We start from the raw sequence: 19160 nt of genomic DNA, 5'->3' as shown, positions 1-19160 counted from the left end.
CCAAGGTTCCGGTGGGCGATCGCCTCAGACGGGGTCGGCGGCGTGCCGGCGCGGGGTGCCGTCCGACGCGGCGCGGTCGTCCTGCGGGCCGTCCTGCGGGGTGTCGGCCGCGTGGGCGCCGCGGGGCGGGGTGGCCGGGGCCGGCGTGCCGTCCGTGCCGTCCGCCGCCGGGGACGCCAGGCGCTTCCGCTCGCCCCGGCGCTCCGTCAGCGTGTAGAGCACCGGCACGAGCACCAGCGTCAGCACCGTGGAGGACAGCAGCCCGCCGATGACCACGATGGCCAGCGGGCGCGAGATGAACACCCCGCCGCCGGTCAGGCCGAACGCCATCGGCGCGAGCGCGAAGATCGTCGCCAGCGCGGTCATGACGATCGGCCGCAGCCGCTTGCGGGCACCCTCGACGACGGCCTCGTCGAGCGGCCGGCCCTGGCGCCGGTACTGGTTCACCAGATCGATCAGCACGATCGCGTTGGTGACGACGATGCCGATCAGCATGAGCACGCCGATCAGCGCGGGGACGCCCAGGGCGGTGGACGTCACGAGCAGGCCGAGCAGCGCGCCGGTCGCCGCGAACGGCACGGACACCAGCAGGACGATCGGCTGCCGCAGCGACCGGAACGTCGCCACCATGACCACGTAGACGATCGCGATGGCGATGAGCAGCGCGAGCCCGAGGTCCGCGAACGCGTCCTGCTGGTCGGACGACACGCCGCCGATGGTGACCGACGCGCCCGACGGGACGTCCACGCCGTCGACCGCGGCCTGCAGGTCGGCCGTGAGCGTGCCGAGGTCCTGACCGGCGGGGGTGGCCGAGACGGTCGCGGCGCGCTGCCCGTCGATGCGGGTCACCGACGTGGGCACGTCCACGACGTCGACCGACGCGACCGACGTCAGCGGCACGAGGCCCGTGGCGGTCGGCAGCACGACCGCGCGGAGCTCGTCGACCGTGGCCGGCGCCGCGCCGGTGCGGACCACCACGTCGACCGGGCCGTCCCCGAGGTCGAGCTGCCCGACGGGCTGCGGGCTGAGCAGCTGCGCCAGGGTCCCGGCGACCTGCGTCTCGGAGAGCCCCGCCGCGGCGACGGCCTCGCGGTCCACCGCGACCCGCACGGTGGGCTGGGCGGCGGCCAGGTTGTTCGTGACGTCGGTGGTGCCCTCGGTGTCGCGCACGGCCTGCTCCACCTCGGTGGTGAGCTCCGTGAGCGTCTCGCTGTCGGGCGCCTGCACGATCACGTCGACCGTGGAGCTGCCGTAGGCCGCGTCGCCGCCGGACACGCTGAGGGTGCTGCCCCCGGTGGCGGCGACCTCGTCCCGGACCGCGTCCTGGACGGCGGCCGCGTCGGCGTCGGCCCCGAGCGTGAGGGCGAAGGTCGCGGTCGGGGTGCCCCCGCCGCCGAAGAACGCGGCCATGCCGTCGCCCGAGCCGACCGTCGTCTGCACCGTGGTCACGCCGGTGACGTCGGCGAGCTGCTGCTCGACGTCGCGCGCGCCCGCGTCCTGGGCGTCGAGCGACGTGCCCGCGGGGAACGTCTGGGTCACCGTGACGGTGTCCTGGCCCGTCGAGTCGAGGAAGTTGGTCTCGAGCCGCGGGGTGAGCGCCAGGGTGCCGCCGAGCACCCCCACGGCGAGCAGGATCGTCCAGACCGGGTGCGCCAGCGCCGTCCGCAGGGTGGCCAGGTAGCCGCGCTGCAGGCGCCCACCGCGCTCCGCCTCCTCCGCCCACTCGCGGGACGCGCCGCCCTCCGCGGTCGTCCTCGGCGCCCGGATGAACCACGTCGCGAGCACGGGGACGATCGTCAGCGCCACCACCAGCGACGCGGTCATCGCGATGGCCACGGTGAACGCGAACGGCCGGAACAGCTCGCCGACCATGCCGCCCACGAGCCCGATCGGCAGGAACACGGCGACGGTCGTGACGGTGGAGGCCGTGATGGCCCCGGCGACCTCCCGGACGGCGGTGAGCACCGCCTGGGACTTCCGCTCGCCGTACGACAGGTGCCGCTTGATGTTCTCGATGACGACGATCGAGTCGTCGACCACCCGGCCGATCGCGACGGTCATCGCGCCGAGCGTGAGGATGTTGAGCGAGTAGCCGCTGACCTGCAGCCCGATGAAGGTCACCAGCAGCGACAGCGGGATGGACACGGCCGACACCAGCGTCGCCGAGACGGACGCCAGGAACACGAGGATCACGACGACGGCGAACAGCAGCCCGAGCCCGCCCTCGGTCGCGAGCCCCTCGATGGACTCCTCGATGAACGGCGCCTGGTCGAAGACCACGACGACCTGACCGTCGCCCAGCGTGCCGGACAGGTCGTCCAGGGCCTCGGTGACGCCGTGCGAGACGTCGACGGTGTTGCCGTCCGGGGTCTTGGTGATCGCGATGCCGAGGGCCGGCTCGCCGTCCAGCCGCGAGAACGACGTCGGGTCCTGCGGCGCCTGCGTGACCTCGGCGACGTCGCCGAGCGTGACCGTGCCGCCCGCGGCGGTCGCCAGCGGCAGCGCCCGCAGCTCGTCCACGGAGGTGAGCGGGGCGCCGACCTGCACGGACAGCGTCGTGTCGCCGTCCTCGACGGTGCCGGCCGGCAGCGCCACCCCGTAGTCCTGCAGCAGCCCGGTCACGTCGGCGGGGGAGACGCCCGCGGCGGTGCTCGCGGCGAGGTCCAGGTCGACCGTCACCAGGTCGTCCTGCGTGCCGGTGAGCGTGACGTCGCGGACGCCCTCGATCTCCTGCAGGCGCGGGAGCACCTCGTCGTTCAGGGTGGCGACGAACGCGGGGTCGACCGCGGCGCCGTCCGACGCGCCCTCCGACGCGCCCGTGACCGCGAGCTGGACCACCGGCAGGTCGTCCAGCGACCCGGTGATGACGGTCGGCTCCACGTCGGCGGGCAGCGTCGACGCCGCCCGGTCGAGCGCCCGCTGGACCGCCTGCGCGGCCTCGTCGGTGTCCGTGCCGTACTCGAGCATGATCGTGGTGCTCGACAGCCCGGACGACGCCGTCGACTCGACGGACTCGACGCCCGACACCCCGGACAGCGCGTCCTCGACCGGCTGCGTCACCTGCTGCTCCACCAGGTCCGGCGACGACCCCGGCGACGCGGCGACCACCGCGACCGTCGGGATCTGGAGCGACGGGATGAGCTCCTGCTTCAGCGAGCCGAGGCTCAGCACCCCGAACACGGCGATCGCCGCGGTCACGAGGGCGATCACGGCACGGTTCGCGAGCGAGAGCCGGGTCAGACGGAACATGCGGAGCTCCACGGTGGTGCGGGCACAGGTCGACCGCGCACCCGGCCGTCGTGGCCGGTGACGCGGTCGACTGCTGAACGGCCCGTGCGACCGCGGAGTTCCAGGTGGCGCTCAGCCGACGCCGTGCTCCTGCAGCCACAGCTCCAGCACGCCGACCTGCCACAACGGGTTGACGCCCGTGCGGGTGCGGAACCCGTCGGGGTCGGCGAGCAGCCGGTCGACCGCCTCCGCGCGCAGCAGGCCGCGCTCCCGGGCGACGCGGGACGTCAGGGCGTCCCGGACCAGGTCGAGCACCGGCCCGTCCAGGTGCGTGACGGCCGGCACGGGGAAGTAGCCCTTGGGCCGGTCGATGACGTCCGCCGGCACCATCCGCCGCGCCACCGCGCGGAGCACGCCCTTGCCGCCGCCCCCCGCCTTGAGCTCCGGCGGGCACGCGGCGGCGAGCTCCACCAGCTCGTGGTCGAGGAACGGCTCCCGCGCCTCCAGCCCCCACGCCATGGACATGCTGTCGACCCGCATGAGGGGGTCGTCGACGAGCATGACCTCGGTGTCCAGCCGCAGCGCCGCGTCCAGGGCCGTCGCGGCGCCCGGGCGGGCCATGTGGGCGGCGACGACCGCGCGGGACGGGTCGACCTCGGGGAGCCAGCCGGGCTCGAGCAGCGCCTTGAGGTCGGAGGCGTCCCGGTCCAGGTAGTGCTCGACGTACGTCTCGGCGGCGTCCGCCCGGTCGACGTCGAGCAGCGGCGCGTGCCAGCGGTAGCCGCCGAACACCTCGTCCGCGCCCTGCCCGGACTGGACCACGCGCACGTGCGAGGCGACGGCGCGGGACAGGAGGTCGAACGCCACCGCGTCGTGGCTGACCATGGGCTCGGACATGGCAGCGACGGTGTGGGGGAGCGCGTCGACGACGTCCTGCGCGGTCGCCCGGATGCGGTGGTGGTCGGTGCCGAACCGGTCGGCGATGACGTCGGAGTACGCGAACTCGTCGCCCGCCGTGCCGCCGACGTCCTCGAAGCCGACGGAGAAGGTCTGCAGCCCCGTCTGGCCCTGCGCGGAGAGCAGCGCCACGACCAGGGAGGAGTCGAGCCCGCCGGACAGCAGCACGCCGACGCCGACGTCCGCGACCATCCGGCGGCGCACCGCGCGGGACAGGGCCTCCTGCACGGCGTCGGTCCAGTCGTCGGACGTCCACGCCGCGTGCTCCGGGCGGCGCTCGTAGGCCGGCGACCAGTACACGCGGTCGCGGCTGCGGCCGTCCCGCTCCACGACGCGGACGGTGGCCGGCGGCAGCTTCTCGACGCCCGCGAGGATCGTCGTCGGGGCCGGTCCGACGGCGCGCCAGCTGAGGAAGTGGTGCAGGCCCACCGGGTCGAGCGCGGTGTCCACGCCGCCGGCCCGGACCAGCGCCGGCAGGGTCGAGGCGAACCGCAGCCGCCCCGGCGTGCGCGACAGGTACAGGGGCTTCACCCCGAGCCGGTCGCGGGCGAGCACCACGCGGCCGGACGCGCGCTCCACGACGACGACGGCGAACATCCCGAGCAGGTGCTGCGCGAACTGCTCGCCCCAGCGGTGGTACGCCGCGAGCACCACCTCGGTGTCGGACGTCGACCGGAACCGGTAGCCGGCGCCGGTCAGCTCGTCGCGCAGCTCCCGGTAGTTGTAGATCATCCCGTTGTAGACGGCGGCGAGGCCCAGGGCGTCGTCGACGAACGGCTGCGCGCCGGCCTCGCTCCGGTCGACGATCGCCAGGCGCCGGTGCCCGAGCGCCACGCGACCGTCGGCCCACGCGCCGGTGCCGTCCGGGCCGCGGGGCGCCAGCGCCTCCCGCATCCGGTCCACGGCCGCGTGGTCGGCGCGTGCTCCGTCGAAGGTGATCTCGCCGCAGATCCCGCACATGCGGACGAGCCTGACACGACGTCGACCGCCCCGCAGGTTCAGCCGGGGGGCTCCGGAGCGGCGTCCCGGAGCTCGGCGAGGAGGGCCGCGTCGACCGCGCCGGGGAGCGTGAGGTGGCCGAGGTTGCGTCGCACGGCCCACACCGCCAGGCGCAGCTCCAGCTCGGGCCCGGTCACCGGCCGGGGGACACCGCGGGCGTCCCGGACCGCCTGCACCAGCACCGGGTCCGGCGCCGCCTCCCCGTCGAGCAGGCGCAGCGCCCGGGCGACCTCCGCGGCCGTCTCGCCGGTCAGCGGCAGCGCGCTGGCCGGGTCGGGCTCCGCGACGAGGAGGTCGTGCCGGCGGACCAGCCGCGCCAGCTCCCGGACGGGGTCGGGGTGGTCGTCGACGCGCAGGTCCACCCGCGCGGGCGTGCGCAGGTGCACCGTGCCCGGGCCGGACGCGACCACGAGCGCGGCGCTCTGCCGTCCCCGCCGGTCCCCGCCCGCGGCGTCCCCGGCGGCGAGCGCGGCGAGCAGCCGGTGGGCCAGGTCCCCGGTGGTGCCCTCGAAGGCGTCGAGTACCGCGGGCAGCACCTGCGGGCCGGCGAGGAGGTTGCCCACCGCCGCGCAGTCGTCCCGCACGACCTGCCCCGCCCAGGGGACGCAGTCGGGCCCGGTCCAGGCGGCCGGCGGGCCGTCGAGGGACACCACGGCCAGCTGGCGGCGGTCGCGGTCCAGGTCGTCGCCGACGAGGGCCTCGACCACGCGCCGGGGCGCCTCCCCGGCCCTCAGGGCCCGCAGCCCGCGCTCGCGGTACATCACGTTCGTGCTCGCCTGGGTCGCGAGCGCGCCCACACCGGCGGCCACGCCGGGCACGGTCGAGCCGACGGCGAGGTACCGGGAGGCCGAGGCGACGCCCACGGTGCGGCCGTCGGGGTCCCGGGCCACGAGCGAGTAGGTCACGCGCATCTCCCGTCGCGAGGGTCCCGCGGCGGTGCCGCCGCAGGTCAGCAGCTCCGAGCGTGCCACGCCCCGGCGCAGGGCGCGACGACCCCGGGCGCGGGCCCTGCTGCTCCGCGCGCGACCGTGCCATGATCGTGTGACGCTGTCCGCCGACGGTGCAGTGTCGGCGCCGCTGGAGGAGGCCGCGCCGACGCGGTCCCCGCTCGCGAGGAGCACCCATGGACCTGCTGCCCATCACGTCGCCCACCGTCCGACTGGCCGACCCGTGCCTCGACGGTGTCCCGGGCGTGCTGCCCCTGCCGGCGACCCCCGCCGCCGGCGCGGCGTCGTCGCCGGCGGCCACGGCCCCGCCGCCCGCGCTGCGCACCGTCGGCGTGGAGGAGGAGCTCCTGCTCGTCGACCCCCGGACCGGGCGCGCCGCCCCGGTCGCCGGCGCGGTGCTCGCCGCGGCGGGGGAGTCGGACGGCGGCATCCCGGTGCTCACCTCCGAGCTGCAGCAGGAGCAGGTCGAGACGGCCACCCCTCCGCGCACCGCGATGGCCGACATCGAGGAGGACCTGATCGACCTGCGGGCCCGCGCGGCCTCCGCCGCGGCGCAGGCCGGCGCGCTGGTGGCCGCCCTGGCCACCTCGCCGCTGCCCGTGCACCCGTCGCTGACCCCCACGGAGCGGTACGTCGCGATCCAGGACCGGTTCGGCGTCACCTGCGCGCAGCAGCTGACCTGCGGCTGCCACGTGCACGTCGCGGTGGAGTCGCCCGACGAGGGCGTGGCCGTGCTCGACCGCATCCGGCCGTGGCTGCCCGTGCTGTCGGCGCTCGCGGTCAACTCGCCGTTCTTCGACGGGCAGGACACCGGGTACGCCGGCTACCGCACGCAGGCGTGGGGCCGCTGGCCCACCACCGGGCCGGCCGACCTGTACGGGTCCGTCGACGGCTACCGCGCACGGCTGCGGCGGTTCCTCGACACCGGGGTGCTGCTCGACGAGGGCATGTTCTACGGCGACGCGCGGCTCTCGCACCGGTACCCGACCATCGAGGTGCGGGTCGCCGACGTCTGCCTCGACCCGGCCGACACGGTGCTGGTCGCCGCCCTCACCCGGGCGCTGGTCGACACCGCCGCGCGCGAGTGGCGTGCCGGGATCCCGGCCGCCGACGTCGACACCTCCGTGCTGCGGCTCGCGGCGTGGCGGGCCAGCCGGTCGGGCGTGGAGGGCGAGCTCCTGCACCCGCGCGACGGCCGCCCGGTGCCCGCGGCGGTGGCCGTCGAGACGCTGCTCGAGCACGTGGCGACCGCGCTGGCGTGGTCCGGCGACGAGGCGCCCGTCGAGCGCCGGCTCGAGCGTGTCCTCGCGCGCGGCACGGGCGCCACATGGCAGCGCGCCGAGGTCGCCCGCACGGGGGACCTCGCCGAGATGGTGCGCCGCGCCGCGGAGTGACCGCCGCCGCGCCGCAGCCGGCCGGTGGCGGCGTCCCGGGCGCGGGGTGAGCCTGGACGCATGACGAAACCGCTCTCGCCCACCCTGCACTCCGCGCTCGACTACGGCATCGGCGCGACGCTCCTGACCGCCCCGCACCTGCTCGGCCTCGGCCGGGGTGCGAAGGCGTTCTTCGGGGGCTTCGGCGCCGTCGCCACGGTCGTCAACGCCCTGACGGACAGCCCGCTCGGGGTGCGCCGCGTGATCCCGTGGCGCACGCACCGCGTCATCGACCTCGCCTCCGACCCGCTGTACCTGGCGCTGCCGCTCGTCACGGGCATCGCGAAGGACCCGCGGGCCCGGGCGCTGTGGCTCGCGACCTCCGCGGCGCTCGCGGCGGCCGTGGTGCTGACCGACTGGGACGCCACGGAGCAGTGACGCCCCCGGATGCGCGCCGCCGCCGCGGTTCGCATCATGGGTGAGCGGCTCGAGCGCACGGACCGCGACGACGACGTCGCCCGAGGAGCCCCACCATGACCTTCCTCCGCCGTACCGCCGTGCTGCTCGCCTCCGCCGTGGGTGCCCTCGCGCTCGCGGCCGGCCCGGCCGCTGCCGCACCGTCCGAGCAGGACCAGGCGTGGCTCGTCGCCGCGCACCAGAGCAACCTCGCGGAGATCGCCGCCGGGCAGGCCGCCGTGCAGCAGGCGACGACCGAGGACGTCCGCATGCACGGTCAGATGCTGATCGACGACCACACCCGCCTGGACGCCGCCCTGACCCCCGTCGCGCAGCAGCTGGGCGTGACGCTCCCGGCCACCCCGAGCCCCGAGCAGCAGCAGGCGCTCGCCGCCGTCACGGCGCAGTCCGGGGAGGCGTTCGACCGCGCGTGGGTGCAGTCGCAGATCGCCGGCCACCGGGCGACGCTCGCCGCCGGCCAGCAGGAGCTCGCGCAGGGCACCGAGCAGGCGGTCAAGGACCTCGCCGCCGCGTCGGCGCCGGTCGTGCAGGGCCACCTCGACGGGCTGCTCGCCACGGCGCAGGAGCTCGGCGTGCCGACCTCGGTCCCCGCGGGCACCGGCGGGCAGGCGGCCTCGTCCTCGCAGGCGGCCGGAGCGGCGCTCGTGGGTGCCGGCGTGCTGCTGGTCGCCGTGGCCGGTGCCGTGGTGCTGCGGCGGCGCGTGCGCGCGTGACCGCACGGGAGCGCGTGCGGCGGCTGGTCCCGGCGGTGCTCGGCGCCGCGGGGCTGGTCGCCGCGACCGCCGGGGCGGTGCTGCTGCAGCAGCCGCCGGTGCTGGACGTGGCCGACGTGGGCGGCACCGCGGCGGCGCCCGACGGCAGCGTCGCGGCCGCGCCGGCCCCTGCCGCGCCTGGCCCCGCCGCGCCTGCCGCCGCCACGCCTGCCGCGCCGCCCGCCGGCGTGCCGGCGCCGCCCGCGCCACCGCCGGCGACGGCTGTGGCCGCCCCGGTCCACCTCGCCGTCCCCGAGGCGGACGTCGCGGCGGACGTCGTCCCCGTCGGGGTCGAGCCGTCCGGCGCTCTGGAGGTGCCGCCCGACCCGCGGGTGGCCGGGTGGTGGTCGAGCGGCGCGGTCCCCGGCGCGACGCAGGGCTCCACCGTGCTCGCCGCGCACGTCGACGCCGCCGGCACCGGGGCCGGGCCGATGTCCCGGGTGCTCCGCGTGCCGCCGGGCACGGTCGTCGAGGTCATCACCGCCGACGGGTCGACCCTGCGGTTCGCCGTGGCCGAGCGGCGGTCGTACGACAAGTCCGAGGGGCTGCCGGCGGACCTGTTCCGCGTCGACGGTCCTCCCCGGCTGGTGCTCGTCACCTGCGGCGGCGCGTTCGACGCCGCGACCGGGCGCTACGCCGAGAACGTCGTGGTGGTCGCGGTCCCCGTGTGACCGCCCCGCCCGGCCGGCCCCGGCCCCGCCCGCCGCGGCTCAGGCGTGCAGGTCGAACTGCGGGACGTGGTCCGGGTCGACGACCGCCGGCCGTGCCAGCCCGAACGCCGCGATGTCGTGCGGCGTGGCCCCGGCCGTCAGCAGATCGGCCAGCACCGAGCCGACCAGGCTCGCGAACTTGCCCGCGTGGCCGGCGCCGTTGAACACCGCGACGTGCGGGTGGCCGGGCACCGTGTCGAGGACGAACTCGCGGTCCGGCGGCATGTCGTACACGCACGTCCGCGCGACGAACGAGGGCCCGGCCGCGTCCGGCAGGTGCGCCTCGAGGAACCGCAGGGAGCGCGCGGTCTCGTCCGCGACCGGCTCGTGGCGGCGGCCGTCGCTCGTGATGAGCTCGCCGCGCATGTCGCGGGCCACCTTCACGGCGGCCTCCCCGTACACGGGGAAGCCGTACATGACGTCCGCGCCGTGCCAGACCCAGATCGGGAACCGGTCCGGCGCGAACGCCCCGAGCCGGCGGGAGGCGACGTAGTCGACCTGCTCCTGCGACAGGGTGAGCCGGTACGTCAGCCCGAGGTCCGGCATGAGGTCGCCCAGCCAGGACGCCGCGGCGACGACGAGCCCGCCCGCCTCGAACGTCCCGGCGGTCGTGCGGACGGCGACCGAGCCGTCCCGGACGTCGACCCCGGTGACGCGGGTGTGCGGCAGGAAGTCCACGCCGGCGGCCATCGCGAGCGCCGTGTGCGCGGAGACCGAGCGGCGGATGTCGATGATGCCGCCGTCCTCCTGGTAGAGCGCCGCGGTGCCGTCCGGGACGACCCACTGGGGGTACCGGGCGCGCAGCTCGCCGGTCGTGAGGTCCTCGTACCCGATGCCGGCCGCGTCCATCGCCGTGCGGAACGGGTCGAGGCGCGCGGACCCCCCGTCCGCCGGCGGTGCCAGGTCGAGCCCGCCGGTGCGGGTGTACACCCGGAGCCCGGAGTCGCGCTCGACCTGCGCCCAGGTCTCGAACATGGCGTCCGTCAGCCGCGCGTACTCGGCGCGGTGGTACGACCGGCGGATGATCCGGGAGTGGTCGCCGGACGACCCGAGCGCGTTCACCAGGTCGAACTGCTCGAGCACGAGCGCCCGGGCGGCCCCGCGCCGCGCCAGCCAGTGCGCCGCGGCGGACCCGACGGCGCCGGCGCCGATCACGATGTGCGAGTAGGTGCGGGTCACGGGTCCTCCGGGGCGGCGCGTCGGTGGGGCGCGCCCACCCTGCCACGCGCGGCACCTCCGGCCGGCGGGGCGTCCGCGGACCGGCCGGAGGAAACCGGGCCGCGTCGTGCGGCGGGCCGACGGGGCAAACCGCGCGCGGCGGCACATACTGGCGCGGTGCCCCCCGCACCACCCCGCCGACGCCCCGCCCGCGGGGACGCGCGTGGATCGACCCCGCGCAGCCGGACGTGCTCCGGCTCGCCGGCGACGCCGACGTGGTGACCGTCGCGGAGCTCGCGGGCCGGCTCGGCGTCGCGGAGGAGTCCCTCGGCGGCGCGCTGGCGACCGCCGGCGTGCGGGAGGTCGACATGAGCGAGGCGACGTTCATGGACTCCTCGGTGCTCGCCCTGGTGGTCGCCCTGGCGCCCCGGCTGCGCCCCGACCGGCTGCGCGTGCGGGGTGCGCACGGCTCGCCGCTGTCCGTGCTGCGGCTGACCGGGGTCGACAGCGTCCTCGACCTGCGGGACACGGGCGACGACTGACCGCCCTCCGGCGCCCGGCCCGGGCGGCGTCTATCGTGCGGTGGTGACCACTCGCGGCGGCGGCCTGACGCGACGATTCGTCGCCGCGCCGTCGTCGGTCGGGCCCGCGCGGGCGTGGGTGCTCGCCCGGGCGCGGGCCGCCGGCGTGACCGGTGAGCCGCTGGAGCACCTGGAGCTCATGACCAGCGAGGTCGTCACGAACGCGGTGCGGCACGCCGGGAGCACGCCGCACGTGACGGTCGGCGTGACCACGCGCGGCGGCCGCCTGGTCGTCGAGGTCGCCGACGGCGACGTGCGGCCGCCCGAGGTCCGCGCCGGTCGTGCCGGGCTGCCCGGGGGGCACGGCATGCGCATCGTCGAGTCGCTCAGCCACGCGTGGGGCTGGCGGCCGGACCGGGCGGGCGGCAAGGTCGTGTGGTTCTCGATCAGCCCGTGACGGGCCGATGTGTACGCTCGTCCGCATGACCGACGACGCTCCGGCGACCACGCCCGTGACCACCCCCGCCGACTACTTCGCCGGCGACCCCCGCACGAGCTGCGAGCGCATGCTCGCCGGAGACCTCTACATCTCCGACGACCCCGCGATCGCCGAGGCGCAGAAGCGGGCGGTGCGGCTCGCCGCGCGGTTCCGCGCCGCCTACGACGAGGACCCGGAGGCCGGGCAGCAGGCCGCGCGCGAGCTGTTCGGCAGCATGGACCCGACGGCGTTCGTGCGGGCGCCGGTGCACGTCGACTACGGCGACCGCATCACCATCGGCCCCCGGACGTTCGTCAACATGGGGCTGACGGCGCTCGACGTCGCCCCCATCAGCATCGGCGCGGACTGCCAGATCGGCCCGCACGTCCAGCTGCTCACGCCGACCCACCCCGTCGAGCCGCAGCCCCGGCGCGACAAGCTCGAGGCCGCGAAGCCGATCGTGATCGAGGACAACGTGTGGCTCGGCGGCGGCGTCATCGTGTGCCCGGGCGTGACCATCGGGGAGAACAGCGTGGTGGGGGCCGGCGCGGTCGTCACCCGGGACATCCCGCCGAACAGCGTCGCGGTGGGCAACCCGGCCCGCGTCGTGCGCAGCGTCTGACCGGTGCGCGCGCGCCGCACCGACCCCGGCCGCCGGGACCGGCTGGTGGACGTCACGCTCGACCTGGTCGCCGAGGTCGGTGTGGCCGGGATCTCGCACCGCAGGATCGCCGAGCGGGCCGACGTGCCGCTGGGGTCGATGACGTACCACTTCGCCAGCATGGACGAGCTGCTGCAGGAGGCCTTCACCCGGTTCGCGGAGCGGGTCGCCGCGACGTTCGAGGCGCGGCTCGGCGCCGCGCGGGACGCCGACGGGGCCGTCGAGGCCGTGGTGGACCTGGTGCACGCGCTCTCGGACCCGTCGCAGCAGCGGGACCTGGTCCTCACCGTCGAGCTGTACGTGCTCGCCGCCCGGGACCCGCGGTACCGGGCCCTGACGACGGCCTGGATGGAGCGCAGCCGGCACGAGCTGGAGCGGCACCTCCCGGCGCGGACGGCCCGGCAGGTCGACGCGCTGATCGAGGGCCTCGTCCTGCACCGCGCGCTCGACCGGGAGCCGTCGGACCGGGAGCTGACGCGCGAGGCGGTGCGCGCGCTCGTCGCGGCGGGCTCGGCGGGGCCGTGACGTGCGGGGTGACCGGCGCCGGGACATGGACAGGCACGACGAAGGGCGGCGGGATCGCTCCCGCCGCCCGTCGGTGCCGCCACCGGCAGACGCCTCACGGCGCGAGTCCGCTCGGAGCGGATGGAGGTTGAGCCCGGGGGTCATGAACCGGCGCGGCACCCTCCTCAATGCACGGCGTCGCCCGGTTGTTCCCGCCCGGACCGCTACCGCGCCCGGTGCGGCCCGCGCACCCGGACGGCCTCGGCGATCTCCTGGGCGTAGCCGTCCAACGTGACCAGGACCGCGCCGTCCCACGGGTCGACGTCGGGGGAGTACAGGTTCAGCGCGAGCGTCACGGTGTCGTCCACCAGCGCCGGCAGGGCGGCCGACGACAGGAAGCCGTGGCGCGTCGCCGCCTCGCGCCACGCGGGCCAGCGCTCCTCGGCGCGGGTGTCGGGCACGAGCTCGCCCCGCAGCTGCTCGATCGCCAGGACGCACGGGCCCTCACCCGTGGCGACCTCCACCCGGTCGCACGTCCCGGCGGCGGCCGCGGAGCTCGCCGCGTACCGCAGGACCGAGGTCTCCCGCACGATGATGCTGCACTCGGTGGGGGCGGCCACGCGTGCGGCGGCCGCGCGGGCGTAGTCGTCGAGGAAGGCGTACGCCTCGTCCCGCTCCGGCATGTCCGACACGTGACCGACCTCCCGCGCAGCGCCCCGTGGACGGCCCGAGTCTCGCAGCGGCGCGCCCGGGTCGCCACCGAGCCCGAGCGGCGCGCTCACTCGTACACGCGCAGCTCGGCGACGCTCCACCACGGCGCGGCGTCCTCGGTCAGGCGCACGCGCAGGTGCCGGACCGGCGCGCCGTCGAGCGAGGCGGCCGCGACCGCACCCGCGCCGCTGCGGACGACCGCCTCGGACCACGTGGAGCCGTCGGAGCTGACCTCGACCGCGTAGCCGCGGGGCCAGTCGCCGCCTCCCGCGTCCAGCACCACGGCGCGCACCGCGACAGCGCGGCCGAGGTCCACGTCCAGCCGGTCGCCTGGCCGCTGGGGCCGGCCCGAGCTCCAGCGCGTCGCCGGGTCGCCGTCGGTCGCGCGCGCCGCGACGTCTTGGGTGCAGCACGGGTCGAGCGGTGCCGCGGGCTCCGCCGTCGCCGCGACACCGGCCAGGTCGACCTCGGCGAGGAGGGCCCCCGCGGGTGCGGTCGCCGTCGCACCGGGGTCGTCATCCAGCACCACCGTGGTGAGCGACCGCGCGAGGAGGGTCACGGCGAACCGGTCCCCGGCGTCCGCGACCACGACGTCCCGGTCGCGGTCGCCGTCGTGCTGGAGCAGCACGACGACCGCGCCGTCGGGCGTCCGGAAGGCGACCTGGGCGACGGAGCCCTCGCCCTCCGTGGCCGGGCCGAGGGTCTCCGCGCCGGCACCCGCCGGGCCGGCACGCACCGAGCCGGCCGGCAGGAACCGCGACGCGTGCGCGAGCACGTCGAGCTCGGCGTTCCGCGTGACCGCGTCGCCGTCGACCGTGACCACCCCGGTGCACGTCCCGCAGCCGCCGACGTGCGGGCCGCCGCCCGGGTCGAGGGCCAGGTTCCAGGTGAGGACGGTGGACGCGCCGTACCCCAGCCCCTCCACGAGCAGGTGCCGCCCCTGCCAGCCGAGCGTGTCCGCGAACACCTGCTCGGGCGCCGCGCCGGGGGCGTGGGACCCGGAGCACTCCGTGATCCAGATGTCGGCGTCCGGGCGTTCGTCGAGGACCGCGGCCTGCGCGGACGCGTCCCCGGAGTAGCAGTGGAACGCGACCCCGCCGACCCAGGGCGCGGCGTCGCTGCGCAGCACCTGCACGGCGTAGTCGGCCTCGGGGTCGCGGCCGTCCGGCGTCGACGCGGCGTCGGCGGGGTGCAGCGCCCAGTTGTGGTCGAAGGCCAGGATCTCGGGGTCCAGCCCCGCGGCGTCGAGCGCCGGCCCGAGCTCCCGGATCAGCCGCACCTGGTCCTCGACCGGCATGTCCGTCCCCGGGTACCCGTCGGGGTGGCGGGCCTGCGGCTCGTTCTGGACGGTCAGGGCGTCGACCGGGACCCCGGCCGCCGCGTACTCCTCCAGCGCCCGGACCAGGTAGGCGGCGTAGGTCCGGTACGCGGCGTCGTCGTCGAGCAGCCGGCCGCCGGCCAGGGCGCCGGAGTCCTTGAGCCACGCGGGCGGGCTCCACGGCGACGCGACGACGACGAGGTCGGGCGCCAGCCCGCGGATCTCGCGGAGCAGCGACCGCACGGGCTCGTCCGGCGCGGTGCTGAACCGCTCGAGGTCCGGGTCCGTCGCGCCCGCCGGCAGGTCGTCGTAGGTGCGCGCGCCCTCCACCACGAAGTCGGAGCCCCCGAGCGGCACGCGCAGCACGGAGAGCCGCACGGGCCCGGCCGGGTCGAACAGCTCCGTGAGCAGCGCGCGGCGGGCGTCGTCGCCCATCGCCAGGAGCAGGGCGGCGGAGGACTCCGTCAGGGCGGCGCCGAAGCCGCGGACCTCCTGGCCCGTGGCGTCCCCCTCGGCCGGGACCGCGACGACGTCCGCGGCGGCCCCGGGGTCGGCGGCCGTGGCGGGTGCGGGCGCGGGTGCGACCGTGGCGGTCCGCTCGACGCGGAGCCGGCCGTCGGCCGTCGTCGTCCAGACCTCCGCGCGGCGCGGCGGGTCCGGGTCGGGTGCACGGCGGTCACCGTCCGGAGCGGCCCGCAGCCACAGCGCGACCCCCACCGCCGCGAGCAGCAGCACGACGCCCGCGAGCAGCAGCCGCGGGTGCCGGCGCACGGCCGCGCGCCGGGCGGGGGGTGGTGGACCCGCCATGTCCCCTCCTCGGGATGGTCCTCGTCACGCTCCACCGGTTCCGGTCGCCCGGCAATCCCGGCCGGCTTGACGGCCGCGCCCGCCCGGGGGACGGTGGCCGCATCCCGGCGACGAGAGGCGCACCATGCACGGACGGACGCTCGGTCAGGGGCTGCGGGTCTCCGCCGTCGGCCTCGGCGCGATGGGCATGTCGCAGAGCTACGGCCCCAACCCCGGCTCCCGCGAGGACATGATCGGGGTGCTGCGCGCCGCGGTGGACCGCGGGGTGACGTTCGTCGACACCGCGGAGGTCTACGGGCCGTACGTCAACGAGGAGCTGGTGGGGGAGGCGCTGGAGCCCGTCCGCGACCAGGTCGTCGTCGCCACCAAGTTCGGCTGGGACATCCAGGACGGGCGGACGGTCGGGCTCGACAGCCGCCCGCAGCAGATCCGGCGGGTCGCGGAGGCCTCGCTGCGCCGGCTGCGCACCGACGTCATCGACCTCTTCTACCAGCACCGCGTGGACCCGGACGTGCCGGTCGAGGACGTCGCCGGCACCGTCGGCGAGCTCGTCGCCGAGGGCAAGGTGCGGCACCTCGGGCTGTCGGAGGCGTCGGCCGGGACCATCCGGCGGGCGCACGCGGTGCACCCCGTCACGGCCGTGCAGAGCGAGTACTCCCTGTGGACGCGGGACCCCGAGGCGGAGGTGCTCCCCACGCTCGCGGAGCTGGGGATCGGGTTCGTGCCGTTCAGCCCGCTCGGCAAGGGGTTCCTGACCGGGACGGTCGGCACCACCACGGAGCTCGCCCCCGGTGACATCCGCGCGACGATCCCGCGGTTCGCCGCCGAGAACCGGGCCGCCAACCAGGCGCTCGTCGACCACGTGACCCGCCTCGCGCGGGCGAAGGGCGCGACGCCCGCGCAGGTGGCGCTCGCGTGGCTGCTCGCGCAGCAGCCGTGGATCGTCCCGATCCCCGGCACCCGCCGGATCGAGCGCGTCGAGGAGAACGCCGCCGCCACGTCCGTGCCGCTGTCGGCCGACGAGGTGGCCGACCTCGACGCGGTGGCCGCGCGCCTGGGCGTGCACGGCGAGCGGTACGGCGAGCAGCACCTCGGCTACCTGGACCGGTAGCCGCCCGGCTGCAGGTCCGGCTGAGGGGCACCGCCAGGGCCTCCCACCCGGCTGGCGCCCGGGCCGTCGTTCTGGGCACCATCGGGGGCATGCCCACCACCGTGAACGCCTACGCCGCGACCGCCGCCGACCAGCCGCTGGAGCGCACCACGATCGAGCGCCGCGACGTCGGCCCGCTCGACGTGCGGATCGACATCAAGTTCGCCGGCATCTGCCACTCCGACATCCACACCGCCCGCGGCGAGTGGGGCCCGGTGCCCTACCCGCTGGTCGTCGGGCACGAGATCGCGGGCGTCGTGGCCGAGGTCGGCTCCGAGGTCACGAAGTTCGCGGTCGGCGACCGCGTCGGCGTCGGCTGCATGGTCAACTCCTGCGGCGAGTGCGTCCAGTGCGAGCAGGGCCAGGAGCAGTACTGCCTGCGCGGCAACACCGGCACCTACGCGAGCACCGACCGCGACGGCAGCGTCACCCAGGGCGGCTACGCGCAGCAGGTCGTCGTGACCGAGGGCTTCGTCGTCCGCATCCCCGACTCCCTCGACCTCGACGTGGCCGCGCCGCTGCTGTGCGCGGGCATCACCACGTACTCCCCGCTGCGCCACTGGAACGCCGGCCCCGGGATGAAGGTCGCCGTCGTGGGCATGGGCGGGCTGGGCCACATGGGCGTCAAGATCGCGCACGCCATGGGCGCGGACGTCACCGTGCTGTCGCAGTCGCTGAAGAAGCAGGAGGACGGCCTGCGCCTCGGCGCCCGCCGCTACTTCGCCACCAGCGACCCCGACACCTTCGAGCAGCTCGCGGGCGAGTTCGACCTGATCGTCAACACCGTCAGCGCCGAGATCGACCCCAACGCGTACCTGTCGCTGCTCGCGGTCGACGGCACGATGGTCATGGTCGGCGCCCCGCCGCAGCCCCTGCCCGTGCAGGCGTTCTCCCTGATCCCGGCACGCCGGTCCTTCGCCGGCTCGACCATCGGGTCCATCGCCGAGACCCAGGAGATGCTCGACTTCTGCGCGGAGCACGGCTTCGGCGCCGAGATCGAGGTCATCTCCGCGGACCAGGTCAACGAGGCCTGGGAGCGGGTCCTGGCGTCCGACGTGCGCTACCGCTTCGTGATCGACACCGCGACGCTCGCCTGAGCCCCGTCACCGCCGCGCGGCGTCCCGCGCGGCGGTGACGTGCTCCTACACTCCGACCATGCCACCGAGCGTGACGCCCCTGCGCACCCGCATGACCGGCCGGGACCCGCGCGAGGACGGCCGGGCCGCCACGCCGCTCGAGCTGCTCTTCGACCTCACGTTCGTCATCGCGTTCGGCCGGACCGCCGAGGAGCTCGCCCACCTGCTCGCGGACGGGCACGTGGGCCCCGCGGTCGCCGGGTTCTGCTTCGCGACGTTCGCGGTGTCGTGGGCGTGGATCAACTTCACCTGGTTCGCGTCCGCCTACGACACCGACGACTGGCTGTTCCGGCTCACCACGATGGTGCAGATGGTCGGCGTCCTGATCCTCGCGCTCGGGCTGACGCCGATGTTCGAGTCGCTGGCCGAGGGCGACCACATCGACAACCGGGTGATGGTGCTCGGCTACGTCGTCATGCGCGTGCCGATGGTGCTGCAGTGGAGCCGTGCCGCCCTGGCCGACCCCGCCCGGCGGCCGAGCGTCGCGGTGTTCATCGCCACGCTGCTCGCGGCGCAGGTCGGCTGGGTCGCGCTGGCCCTCACGGACCTGCCCACCGGGACGACGTTCGCGCTGATGGTGCCGCTCGTGCTGCTCGAGCTCGTGGGGCCGGTCGTCGCCGAGCGCGTGCACGGCGGTACCCCGTGGCACCCGCACCACATCGCCGAGCGCTACGGGCTGCTCGTGATCATCGCGCTGGGCGAGGGGCTGATGGGCACGACGTTCGCCCTGTCCGCCGTGATCGAGGAGCAGGGCTGGACCGCCGAGACGGCCCTGCTCGGCCTCGCGGGGACGTCGCTGACGTTCGGCCTGTGGTGGGCGTACTTCGTGATGCCGAGCGGCGAGCTGCTGGCCGCGCGGCGCCGGCGCTCGTTCTCGTGGGGCTACGGCCACATCGTGCTGTTCGGGGCGATCGTCGCCGTCGGCGGCGGCCTGCACGCCGCCGCGTTCTTCCTCCAGGAGCACAGCGAGCTCTCGCTCACCGGCACCGTCCTGACCGTCGCGGTCCCGGTCTCCGTGTACCTGCTGGGCGTGTACGCGCTGTACGCCGCGCTCACCCGCGGCCTCGACCCGTTCCACCTCGTGCTCGTCGCGGCGTCGGCGGCGGTCGTGGCGGCCGGGGTGCTGCTCGCGGTGGCCGGCGCGCCCCTGGTGTGGTGCCTCGTGGTCGTCTCGCTCACGCCGTGGGTGACCGTGGTCGGGTACGAGCTGGTGGGGCACCGCCACGAGGAGCGGGTGCTCGCCTCCCTGTGAGCCCGCGGGGGGATCTCACCT

Annotated in this window: 17 protein-coding genes; 11 read left to right on the top strand and 6 right to left on the bottom strand. The window is 76.2% G+C overall.

From position 1 onward, the window contains the following. Positions 1 to 24 precede the first annotated feature (24 nt). From QNH85_RS05045 to QNH85_RS05035, 3 genes are all read right to left on the bottom strand, one after another. Positions 25 to 3249 carry an efflux RND transporter permease subunit gene (locus QNH85_RS05045; protein ID WP_282945092.1) on the bottom strand — a complete coding sequence of 1075 codons (3225 nt, stop codon included), beginning with the start codon at positions 3247 to 3249 and terminating at the stop codon, positions 25 to 27. A gap of 111 nt (positions 3250 to 3360) precedes the next feature. Then, entirely contained in the window at positions 3361 to 5145 is a 1785-nt protein-coding gene (locus tag QNH85_RS05040) for an N-acetylglutaminylglutamine amidotransferase (protein ID WP_282945090.1), read from the bottom strand. 38 nt (positions 5146 to 5183) lie between these two features. Further along, entirely contained in the window at positions 5184 to 6089 is a 906-nt protein-coding gene (locus QNH85_RS05035) for a DUF1028 domain-containing protein (RefSeq protein WP_282945089.1), read from the bottom strand. Positions 6090 to 6307: 218 nt separating this feature from the next. Here QNH85_RS05035 and QNH85_RS05030 point away from each other — a divergent pair, with 218 nt between their 5' ends. The 4 genes from QNH85_RS05030 (at position 6308) to QNH85_RS05015 (ending at position 9404) form a co-directional block, all read left to right on the top strand. Then, positions 6308 to 7525 (top strand): glutamate--cysteine ligase, encoded by a 1218-nt coding sequence (locus tag QNH85_RS05030; protein WP_282945087.1) that lies wholly within the window; start codon positions 6308 to 6310, stop codon positions 7523 to 7525. A 60-nt stretch (positions 7526 to 7585) separates the two neighbouring features. Then, a complete protein-coding gene (locus tag QNH85_RS05025) occupies positions 7586 to 7942 on the top strand; it encodes a hypothetical protein (protein ID WP_282945085.1) in 357 nt (118 codons plus the stop codon). Between the two features lie 95 nt (positions 7943 to 8037). Next, positions 8038 to 8694: a DUF4142 domain-containing protein gene (locus QNH85_RS05020; protein ID WP_282945083.1), complete on the top strand. Its 657-nt coding sequence runs from the start codon at positions 8038 to 8040 to the stop codon at positions 8692 to 8694. Continuing rightward, positions 8691 to 9404 (top strand): class F sortase, encoded by a 714-nt coding sequence (locus tag QNH85_RS05015; protein WP_282945081.1) that lies wholly within the window; start codon positions 8691 to 8693, stop codon positions 9402 to 9404. The genes QNH85_RS05020 and QNH85_RS05015 overlap by 4 nt, the downstream gene beginning before the upstream one ends. 39 nt (positions 9405 to 9443) lie before the next feature. Here the strand turns inward: QNH85_RS05015 and solA are convergent, their stop codons facing one another. Then, complete coding sequence (gene solA / locus QNH85_RS05010) at positions 9444 to 10622, bottom strand: N-methyl-L-tryptophan oxidase (RefSeq protein ID WP_282945080.1); 1179 nt, start codon at positions 10620 to 10622, stop codon at positions 9444 to 9446. Between the two features lie 227 nt (positions 10623 to 10849). On the opposite strand from solA, the gene QNH85_RS05005 reads away from it, so the two are divergent. From QNH85_RS05005 to QNH85_RS04990, 4 genes are read left to right on the top strand one after another with little or no spacing between them, the layout of a single operon-like run. After that, positions 10850 to 11143: an STAS domain-containing protein gene (locus QNH85_RS05005; protein ID WP_282945078.1), complete on the top strand. Its 294-nt coding sequence runs from the start codon at positions 10850 to 10852 to the stop codon at positions 11141 to 11143. Positions 11144 to 11186: 43 nt separating this feature from the next. Then, positions 11187 to 11579: an ATP-binding protein gene (locus QNH85_RS05000; protein ID WP_282945076.1), complete on the top strand. Its 393-nt coding sequence runs from the start codon at positions 11187 to 11189 to the stop codon at positions 11577 to 11579. A gap of 25 nt (positions 11580 to 11604) precedes the next feature. Next, the gene (locus tag QNH85_RS04995; RefSeq protein ID WP_282945075.1) at positions 11605 to 12222 is read left to right on the top strand and encodes a sugar O-acetyltransferase; all 618 of its coding nucleotides are present in this window, start codon (positions 11605 to 11607) and stop codon (positions 12220 to 12222) included. A 3-nt stretch (positions 12223 to 12225) separates the two neighbouring features. After that, entirely contained in the window at positions 12226 to 12786 is a 561-nt protein-coding gene (locus tag QNH85_RS04990; RefSeq protein WP_282945074.1) for a TetR/AcrR family transcriptional regulator, read from the top strand. A 203-nt stretch (positions 12787 to 12989) separates the two neighbouring features. Here the strand turns inward: QNH85_RS04990 and QNH85_RS04985 are convergent, their stop codons facing one another. Both QNH85_RS04985 and QNH85_RS04980 read right to left on the bottom strand, forming a co-directional pair. Then, the gene (locus QNH85_RS04985; RefSeq protein ID WP_282945307.1) at positions 12990 to 13448 is read right to left on the bottom strand and encodes a GAF domain-containing protein; all 459 of its coding nucleotides are present in this window, start codon (positions 13446 to 13448) and stop codon (positions 12990 to 12992) included. Positions 13449 to 13543: 95 nt separating this feature from the next. Continuing rightward, the gene (locus QNH85_RS04980) at positions 13544 to 15601 is read right to left on the bottom strand and encodes a discoidin domain-containing protein (RefSeq protein WP_282945073.1); all 2058 of its coding nucleotides are present in this window, start codon (positions 15599 to 15601) and stop codon (positions 13544 to 13546) included. Positions 15602 to 15725: 124 nt separating this feature from the next. Between QNH85_RS04980 and QNH85_RS04975 the strand changes: the two genes are divergently transcribed. The 3 genes from QNH85_RS04975 (at position 15726) to QNH85_RS04965 (ending at position 19139) form a co-directional block, all read left to right on the top strand. After that, a complete protein-coding gene (locus QNH85_RS04975; protein WP_282945072.1) occupies positions 15726 to 16712 on the top strand; it encodes an aldo/keto reductase in 987 nt (328 codons plus the stop codon). 89 nt (positions 16713 to 16801) lie between these two features. Then, positions 16802 to 17848 (top strand): NAD(P)-dependent alcohol dehydrogenase, encoded by a 1047-nt coding sequence (locus QNH85_RS04970; protein WP_282945070.1) that lies wholly within the window; start codon positions 16802 to 16804, stop codon positions 17846 to 17848. Between the two features lie 58 nt (positions 17849 to 17906). Next, positions 17907 to 19139 carry a low temperature requirement protein A gene (locus QNH85_RS04965; RefSeq protein ID WP_282945068.1) on the top strand — a complete coding sequence of 411 codons (1233 nt, stop codon included), beginning with the start codon at positions 17907 to 17909 and terminating at the stop codon, positions 19137 to 19139. The last annotated feature ends 21 nt before the right edge of the window (positions 19140 to 19160 follow it).

The sequence above is a fragment of the Cellulomonas endometrii genome (assembly GCF_949769265.1).
GTDB lineage: Bacteria > Actinomycetota > Actinomycetes > Actinomycetales > Cellulomonadaceae > Cellulomonas > Cellulomonas endometrii.
Note: the sequence above shows the minus strand (reverse complement) of the source record. Positions and strands in the feature narration are given on the sequence as shown.